Below are 7,977 nucleotides of genomic sequence, written 5' to 3' on the forward strand. Positions count from 1 at the left end.
ATTTTGTTTCGAATGATCCTCTGTGTAGACTCAATCACGAGGGTTATCTCCATGGTTTTGATTGAAAGTTCGCACTTCCATCAAAGTCGATAACCTTCACTTTCTTCAAGTCAGGTGTCAGATCAAGTCGGAACTAGCACATCTAGCGATCCAAGCCAGCGATCGCGCTACGTTGGATTTCGGCTGTGTTGTAAACGCCCAGTCGTACGTTGATTGATTTTTTTGCTAGCCGGCTTGATCTGACACCTGGTAAAGAGGCGGTCGAAGTCACCGGCGGCTCGAAAGGCAGGTCCTCAACCGACCCACGCGCCAGTAGCCGCCAACGTCAGTTCACCACCACCTCAGCACGCACGGTCACCACATCACCTCTCGCCACCACAAGGTCCGCCCGCAGACAATCAAACTCACCGTCCGCCGACAGCGGCGCCGCGACGCGTCCACACTGGCTAATGTTCTCGCAAAGCACGGCGCTCACGGCACCGGCCCGGGCGACATTGCCACCGACGGGATCGGCCTCGTTTTCCAGCGTGGCGACCACCCTGGCGATCACCGTGTCACCCGACGCGACCTCGAGGCCCGCGAGTTCACAGTCGGCTGCAGTTCCATTCAACTGTTGGCGCACGGTGGTCTGCGTATCTCGGTTGGCACACACAAGCAGGCGCGCTTGAGGCCCTTCCAACGTCACGGCAACGCGCGCACGTTTGCCGTAGAGAATGAACGCGCGGCCAACGCTGAACTCGTCCGGCGGATCGAAGAACGCCTCATCAAAGCCGAGATCATCGTAGCCATCTCCGTTGACGTCGGGGAGACCGTCCCCATTGCCGCTCGCCAACCGGCCGATGCCGTTGATCACAAACCCGAGACTGCCGTCTCCTGCCTCGAGGTCCGCGAAGGTCAGCGCCGCCGGCAGGGGTCGCGTGCGACCGTAGAGGATGGCTTTGGCGCCCACGTTGTCGCGCTCCGGCAGTCTGCGAAAAGCCGCCGAGACCAGGAGGTTTGCCTACCGTCTGCGTTGACGTCGGCGGTCGAGATGCTCTGGTCCAACCTCCCCGTCTCCTCATTACCGCGCACCACGAAGCCGCGCCTGCCGTCGCCTCCGTTCTCCGGCAGGAGATCGCCAAGGTCGATGAGTGGTGGCCTTAAGCCCGCTGTGCCGTGGGCGAGGTAGACCGAGTCTAGGCCGCCCCCCGAATCGGAAAACACTAGGTCTTCCACCCCGTCCTGGTTGAAGTCAAGGGTCGCGCGCGCAGGCCTGAGGGTGACGGGTTGGGTGGGAGGCCGCACGAGCGTGACCACGCGCGGGGCGTCCTGGTCGAGCAATGCCGCCGGCACGACTTCCGCCGGCAACGGGTCCTCTTGACCGTAGAGGACGTACACCGTGGTCCCGAAGTTCTCCGTGGCAGGATTGCCGCGCGCGGCCGTGAGCGCGAGGTCGGGAAATCCGTCGTCGTCCACGTCGCCGATACGCGTCGGCAAGGTCAGCTCTTCACCCTCGTCGGCTACCAAGGCCACGCCCTGCGAGCCGTTGCCACCGTTTGCAATCAGCAACGCGTTGAAGGGGCGCTCCGCCGGGACAGGGCCCGCATTGCCATACCAAACGTAGACGACAGGTCCGTCGGCAAGGCCGCCGACGCTGAGATCCGCGAGGCCGTCTCCATTGACGTCACCCACCGCGCGCACTTGCACGGCGGTGCGAGGTTCGAGGCCCACCTGGACGAAACCGGCCGTGCCGTCGCCGCCATTAGGCTCCAGCAAGGCGGACAATTCCACCTCGGCGGGAAAGCCACCGTGGCGCCCGTAGACCACGAACACTTTCGGGATGCTCTCGAGGCCACCCGCTTGAGTGGAGAGGGCAATGTCGTCGACGCCATCCCCGTTGATGTCCCCTGGGGCCCCGCCAGCTGCCCGGCAAAGTCCAAGTCTTCCGCGCCGCTGATGATGAACCCCACGCTTCCGTCGCCACCGTTTTCGGGGAGCAAGTCAGCGAGCTGGACGTTGACGGGAAAACACTCCTCAGCGCCATAGATCACCGCTACGCGACCGGCGAACAACACCTCTTCCGTGCGAGCGCTCGGCCCTTCGATGGCGAAGTCGGGGTGGCCGTCGCCGTTGACGTTGCCGATGTGCCTCGGGTTGCCCCAGCTGTCGAGGGAGAGGATGCCCGCCACCTCGAACCCGTCACGGCCATGGCCGCCGTTCTCGGGGAGCAGCGACGAGATGTCGACGACGGGGGGAAACGGATTGGCGCTGGCGGTGGTGGTCAGCAGCAGCGCGAGGGTGGCCACCCCGTAGGAGGTGGCGACGCGAGAGTTTATGGGCGTTCGGTATCCGACCCTGGTGACACGGGGCTGAATACGCTACCAGCTCAAGATGACGAATGTTGATCGGCGGTGTTTTCGGCCAGCCGCCGGGATGTCTGCCCGATCGCACTCGCCTACGGTCGGGCCAACGGGATCGCGACGCGGACTCACCTGCGCCGCGCGAAGGCCATCGTCGATGCTAGTCGTTGTCGATAATCGTAACGGTGGCAGCCGCGTTCGCGGGGTCGATGTGGCTATCCCATCGCGCCGTCGCCGCCAAGGCCACGTCTCTCGCCCTCGAGGAGCTCGCCATCCGCAAGGTTGATGGTCAGGCGGGCGCGCTCGGTACTACCGCTAGCCTTTAGGCGTACCGAACACGACGCGAAGCGTAGGAGGTCGTCCTCCTCCAAGGCGGCGGACCCGCTGAAGTCGCAACCGACGACGATGCGTTGATGCGTTAGCGGTCGACGTCGCTCACAAGAGTGAGTCATGGAGACGGTTCGTAGGAATACTTCGACCACGTGCACTTCGGCTCATCGTCCCCTACGGCAGGAGGGCATAGACATGCGAACACGAACAGCACCGCCAAAATCGATCCACACGGCATCGGTAGACGGGTTGCCGGTGAAACGGGAGTCTGGGTGTGCGGTAGGGTCTGTCTCTGCCTACGCTGATCCACCAAGCACTAGAGGTTACGCGGGTCCAGCGGGTCGGTACCTGCTTGCGCCTCACCGGGGTCATCGATGCCATCGCCGTCGGAATCCGCCTTGTATGGGAAGGTGCCTGTTCTTAGCTCGCGGGCGTTTGAGATGCCATCGCCGTCAATGTCCCTGTCACGCGAATCCTCGATGCCATCCCCATCTGTATCCGCCCACCGGCTCGGATCGGTAGGAAATCCATCGAACCCGTCTTCGACGCCGTCGCGGTCAGAATCGACACCCAGGGGGACCGTGATGTCGAGCCATTCGCTAATCGCGTCTGTCACGACGCCGGAAGCCATATCCGCAAAGACAACACCGTAGTACTGACTCATATGGTAGGGACGTTGCTCGCTCGGTAAACCGACATGCACGCCAGGGTTCCAGCCCGCCGGACCGAGGGCTCTGATGGTCCAGGACATGCTGTTTTGATCGGTCACGGTGCCCTGTGACTGCATCACCGTGGACAACCAGGGCGTCAATACAAGCGTCGATACGATCTCTTGGATTTCCCGATCCGAATAGTGCCGCCTCAATTCCTCGATGTGCGCCGCAGTGGTTCGGCCAGGCAGGGTGCCTGCATCGCGCGCCAGTCGAAACGCTGCCTTGTCCGCGTCAGTTAGATGATCCGCACGCTCAAAATCCATCAGCGCACGGATTTTCCCCACAACGCCAGGCATGTCCTTGGGAGGAACCTTGTCGTAGAGAAACTCGTCTTCCATTTCCTGGAATACTCCGAATGCTCCGTGTGCTTGGCAGTGAACGCAACCGCTCGCTAGTTGATACACAAAGAAGAGTTCCCACTTCCTTTGCAAAGATACTGCACGATCGCGCTGCAAGGTGTACGCGTCCATGCCAAGCGTGCCAAGGCTACTCTTTCGACTCCAGGAGTTGTCGAGCTTGTGCCGCTCACTGTAGGGAGCCTCCGTTTCATGCACCACCGCTGGTGTGAAGTAAGGATAGTCGTAGGCCGCCACATCAAACGGCGGCGTTGCGCTGGGAGGTACGTTCGAGGCCTTTGCACTCGGATCCTCCCACCGGAGGTATTCGGTTGGGTAGTAGTCAAACGGCTCCTCGACACCGTCCTGATCCCCATCGAAGGTTAGCGTAGAGACCCCATATCCGGTGATTTGATTCAGAAAGTCCGTGCGAAGACGTGGAGCCCTTGCGGTCAGATCGCCGGCGTTCCAATCCGCGACGAATTCGTCATGAAGAGCCTCTAGCAACTCACCCACATAAGGTTTGCTTCGCTGTTCTGCTGCGGTACTCGCGTTGTGTCCTGGGGTCCAATCCACCTCGGTGAGGTTCGCTTCGGCCCAATCCAACGTCTCTTGGTCAGTCGCGATCGGCAAAATCTGATCATGTGTTGCCATCGCGGCGTTGATGCCAGTCAGCTCAAAGAGTTCGACGATTTGACGGTCTGCGAATTGCGTCCGCAGTGCAGCGTGGGTGTCCGCGGTCACACGAGTCGGCAAGGTCGCTGCCAGATCGAGATATTCGAATGCGGCACGCGTGCGCTCATCCTTGATCGACGCTACGTAGTCTGTCGACCAGATAACGGTAATTTCATTTCGCGGCGTTCCCAGTAATGATAGTTGATAGGCGCTTCGCGCCTGGTGATGATTGCTACCAGCTCTGACCATTTGGTAGAGCGTCAACTTCCACTTGGTTTCGGCGTCGAACATCCCGTCGCTGTGGATCATCGCGTCAGCGATCAAAAGGTTCTCGTAAAAGTCCCTCAGGTTGCTGATGTCGATCTTCTGCCGATCGTAGTATTTGAGACTCGCGTCTGCCTCAGGCGGCGTCGGAGCATCAGCGAAGGCTACAAACGGTTGGGTGACAGTGCACAGTGCAACGAGTAGTGAAGAAACTCTCATGCTTGCTACTCCCCTTCGAAGATCTTCACGAACATTCCATTCTCATTGGCGGAGTAGGTCGGCACCTGCTGAAGGACATCCCAGTGCTCTTCGATCCTGCCATCGGCTCCGAAGTAGTACATGTCGACGGCCGCCGTACCAAGATCATCAGGCTCCGCGTTATCAACGTTGCGGAAATTGACATGCGCCATCGCCCAGTTGCCTACAACGATCACCTTGTGCACGTCGATTTTGACGTCGTACTGGGCCACTGATGATGCAAACAGCATCGCGATAGGGTTACGGCCATTAGGTACGTTCGTGCTGTGCTGGATGTAAGTGTCGGACATAAACTCTTCCATGGTCTCCCCTGAGGGGTTGGTCGCAAACACCTGATACAGCTTGATGATCCTGTCGGCGATCGGGCGATCTGATTCGTCACCCAAAACTACGTGCGTTTCGAAATCCGTCGGCACGACGTTGAGCCTGTCCACCTGCTGATCCTGTGATTTGCTGGGCCGAGCAAACGGATCTTCGCCAGCCCGCGCAATCGCACCAGCTGGCCAAACAATGCTCCACATCACTAATGCAAACAGAAGGTGGACTGAATTTGGGTTCATGGAACTGTCCTTGGTGTCTTTCCAGTTGACCGGGCGCGCGTGGGTACCGATGGCGGGCGCCCCACGTGTAGGAGTCTGAGCTCGGTGCACCACGAACACCTTGAGGCGCGCACAGATGGTGCGGTGGACAGTCTCAACCGCTCCGAACCACGTGTGTCTTTTGAGCAAAGCGTACGTGCCCTACTAGCTGGCCGTGTCATCCCAAGCTATGGGAGTAAAAGTACGCGCATCGTGATGGTTGGCAACCCAGAGGAAGTGCCATGGGCTGTGCGCGCAGTGTACAGGTCTCGACGGTTCGTCGCTCGATGCATTAGGCTTTGTGGAATGAACGATTGGTCCGAATTCAAGACGGCGATGATCGTTGCTAAATTTGGCTCGATAAGTGCAGCTGCGTCCGCTCTCAATGTTCACCGCGCGACGGTGTCGCGCCATATCGATGTGGTGGAAAGCTCCTTGGGAACGGTTCTTTTCGTGCGCCACCCACGAGGGGTCGAATTGACCGAAGCCGGCACAGAGATGCTTGCAGCAACGCAGAAAGTTCAGCGCATCTTCGATGAGTTGAAGGGGCAAGCACGCAATTCACAGGGCAAGCAAACCGGTGAACTCATCGTCACCTCACTCATCGGACTGCTCCCCCTGGTTATGCCGGCAGTCGCCTGCTTTCGTACCAAGTTTCCAGACGTATCGATCAAAGTTCTGTCGGGTGAGGAAACCCTTCGACTTGAGTATGGCGAAGCGCACGTCGCCTTGCGTGCCGGCCCGAAGCCGACGAATCCCGACTATGTTGTGAGAGAGTTCCCGGCGGTAGAGTTCGGGGCGTTCATACATCGCAACGCGCTCTTCCGATTGGAATCCTCAACAACGGAGTTCGAAGCGTGGAGAGACTTGCCATTCATTGGACCCACCAATCCGGATCTCCACTTGCCTTTCGCGAGGTGGATCAAGGACCATCTGCCGGGCGCGGAGATCTCTCTGCAGGTTGATGCGCAAGATGCTGTTTTACCGGCAGTTCTGTCCGGTATCGGGGTCGGGTTTCTGCCCAGGCACATCGCGCGGCAGTTCAAGCAGCTCGTTGATCTTGACCCGCTTGCGGACGAGAGGGCGATCCCACTTTGGTTAATCACACATCGAGATCTGAACAAGACACCGAAGGTGGCAGAGTTCATCCGCCTGCTGTTGGACGAGGAACGTCGAATGAGCGCAATTGCGTTGCAATGAACACCAGAAGGAACGCAGCAAATTGAACCAACGGCTCGCTACCATCAGCCTACTGATTTTCTTCGGGTTTGCCTGGTTGCCACTCGGCCAGCAGGCGTTCATGGTAGAGCACTGGATGAAGGTCGGTGCATTCATTGCGCCAGTCATCCTATTTTTCGGATTCAAGGGCCGCAGTGATTCGACGCTTCCCTGGCGGCTTGATGTCGGACTTATCGCGTGTTTGCTGACTGCCGCTTACTTGATCCACCAGATTGAGGAACACTGGGTCGATCTTCTTGGCCGGGAATATCCACTGTACGACTACCTGAACGCACTGATCGCCAGCCTTTTCGGCGAGGACAAGTACGGAGTGTTAGACCGTAGCGGGATCTTCTACGTCAACGCCGGTATGGTCTGGACGGCTGGCTTTCTCGCCATACTGACGAGCCCTAGGCAGGTTTTTCCGAGTTTGGCAATGGCCGGGATCATGTTTGTGAACGCGATCGCGCACGTAGGGAGTGCAGTGGCTACGACCAGCTATAACGCCGGTCTTGGGACCTCTGTGGTTCTGTTCCTGCCCCTAAGCATCGCCTTCTTCGCAGGGATGTATCGTGCCGGCGCGGCCAATGCCAAGTTGCTTGTGGCGGCCATACTGTGGGGCTTCCTGGCCCACGTCATCCTCTTCGCCGGGTTGTTCGCTTCGGTTGTTCACGGTCTGATCCCTGTCTTGGCCTACTACATCGCCCTGATTCTCTGGGGTGTGTTGCCCACAATTGTCTCGCTCGCTCCATTGCGGATCCTTCGACCAGGGCGATAGCGCCGTGAACACGGCCCGTTTGGCCGCCAGAGGCGATACATACGGTTATCGTTGATCTCCCAGCGCCTCGTCCTCAAGTTGCTTGCCACGAGCCGATAGCCCAACGCTGAGTCCACCCGAGCGTCGATCCGCAACGCTGAGGAAGGTGGCGCCCTAGGAACGCACGTCGATCGGCTTCAGATCCGGGATCGCGATGGCGAGGACAGCCGTACGGTGCGCCGATGGCTGACGCCATGTTCGATCGCATAGCACGCACTCGCGCGTCGGCTTGCGGGCTCACCACCATTACCTCGATCTCCTTCATCACTCCTTATCCAGAGCACGCCCAGCGCGCTCAGCGAGCCGTCTCGGCGCGTGTCAACGAAGTTGTCCGGTTTTTCAGTTAGCCTAGCTTACGCGGCTTTGTCCTCCGCGTGTTCCTTCGGAGGGTTTAGCCATACCTCCTCGATCGGGTGCCAGTTCCGCGTCGCGCCGCTCCATCGCTCTGGG

Annotated in this window: 8 protein-coding genes; 3 read left to right on the forward strand and 5 right to left on the reverse strand. The window is 59.4% G+C overall.

Annotated elements, in window-relative coordinates:
- Window positions 1–325: 325 nt before the first annotated feature.
- Window positions 326–949, reverse strand: coding sequence for a hypothetical protein (locus AAGA68_26910; protein ID MEM9388701.1), 624 nt, complete (start codon window positions 947–949; stop codon window positions 326–328).
- Window positions 895–1,812: a hypothetical protein gene (locus tag AAGA68_26915; protein MEM9388702.1), complete on the reverse strand. Its 918-nt coding sequence runs from the start codon at window positions 1,810–1,812 to the stop codon at window positions 895–897. The genes AAGA68_26910 and AAGA68_26915 overlap by 55 nt, the downstream gene beginning before the upstream one ends.
- A 284-nt stretch (window positions 1,813–2,096) precedes the next feature.
- On the opposite strand from AAGA68_26915, the gene AAGA68_26920 reads away from it, so the two are divergent.
- Window positions 2,097–2,384, forward strand: coding sequence for a hypothetical protein (locus AAGA68_26920; GenBank protein ID MEM9388703.1), 288 nt, complete (start codon window positions 2,097–2,099; stop codon window positions 2,382–2,384).
- A gap of 170 nt (window positions 2,385–2,554) precedes the next feature.
- Here AAGA68_26920 and AAGA68_26925 read toward each other — a convergent pair whose 3' ends face one another.
- The 3 genes from AAGA68_26925 to AAGA68_26935 all read right to left on the reverse strand — a co-directional run bounded on the left by AAGA68_26925 (window position 2,555) and on the right by AAGA68_26935 (window position 5,474).
- Window positions 2,555–2,791: a hypothetical protein gene (locus tag AAGA68_26925; GenBank protein ID MEM9388704.1), complete on the reverse strand. Its 237-nt coding sequence runs from the start codon at window positions 2,789–2,791 to the stop codon at window positions 2,555–2,557.
- Between the two features lie 194 nt (window positions 2,792–2,985).
- Complete coding sequence (locus AAGA68_26930) at window positions 2,986–4,875, reverse strand: hypothetical protein (protein ID MEM9388705.1); 1,890 nt, start codon at window positions 4,873–4,875, stop codon at window positions 2,986–2,988.
- 5 nt (window positions 4,876–4,880) lie between these two features.
- Window positions 4,881–5,474 carry a nuclear transport factor 2 family protein gene (locus AAGA68_26935; protein ID MEM9388706.1) on the reverse strand — a complete coding sequence of 198 codons (594 nt, stop codon included), beginning with the start codon at window positions 5,472–5,474 and terminating at the stop codon, window positions 4,881–4,883.
- 324 nt (window positions 5,475–5,798) lie between these two features.
- Here AAGA68_26935 and AAGA68_26940 point away from each other — a divergent pair, with 324 nt between their 5' ends.
- Both AAGA68_26940 and AAGA68_26945 read left to right on the forward strand, forming a co-directional pair.
- Complete coding sequence (locus AAGA68_26940) at window positions 5,799–6,692, forward strand: LysR family transcriptional regulator (protein ID MEM9388707.1); 894 nt, start codon at window positions 5,799–5,801, stop codon at window positions 6,690–6,692.
- A gap of 22 nt (window positions 6,693–6,714) precedes the next feature.
- Window positions 6,715–7,488, forward strand: coding sequence for an HXXEE domain-containing protein (locus AAGA68_26945; GenBank protein ID MEM9388708.1), 774 nt, complete (start codon window positions 6,715–6,717; stop codon window positions 7,486–7,488).
- Window positions 7,489–7,977: the final 489 nt, after the last annotated feature.

The organism is Pseudomonadota bacterium (assembly GCA_039193195.1).
Classification (GTDB): Bacteria; Pseudomonadota; Gammaproteobacteria; order Steroidobacterales; family JBCBZW01; genus JBCBZW01.

Excerpts from the sequence above, each read along its gene's own strand:
- AAGA68_26930 (MEM9388705.1), bottom strand. The coding sequence starts at position 4,875 with ATGAGAGTTTCTTCACTACTCGTTGCACTGTGCACTGTCACCCAACCG.
- AAGA68_26940 (MEM9388707.1), top strand. The coding sequence starts at position 5,799 with ATGAACGATTGGTCCGAATTCAAGACGGCGATGATCGTTGCTAAATTT.
- AAGA68_26925 (MEM9388704.1), bottom strand. The coding sequence starts at position 2,791 with ATGACTCACTCTTGTGAGCGACGTCGACCGCTAACGCATCAACGCATC.
- AAGA68_26935 (MEM9388706.1), bottom strand. The coding sequence starts at position 5,474 with ATGAACCCAAATTCAGTCCACCTTCTGTTTGCATTAGTGATGTGGAGC.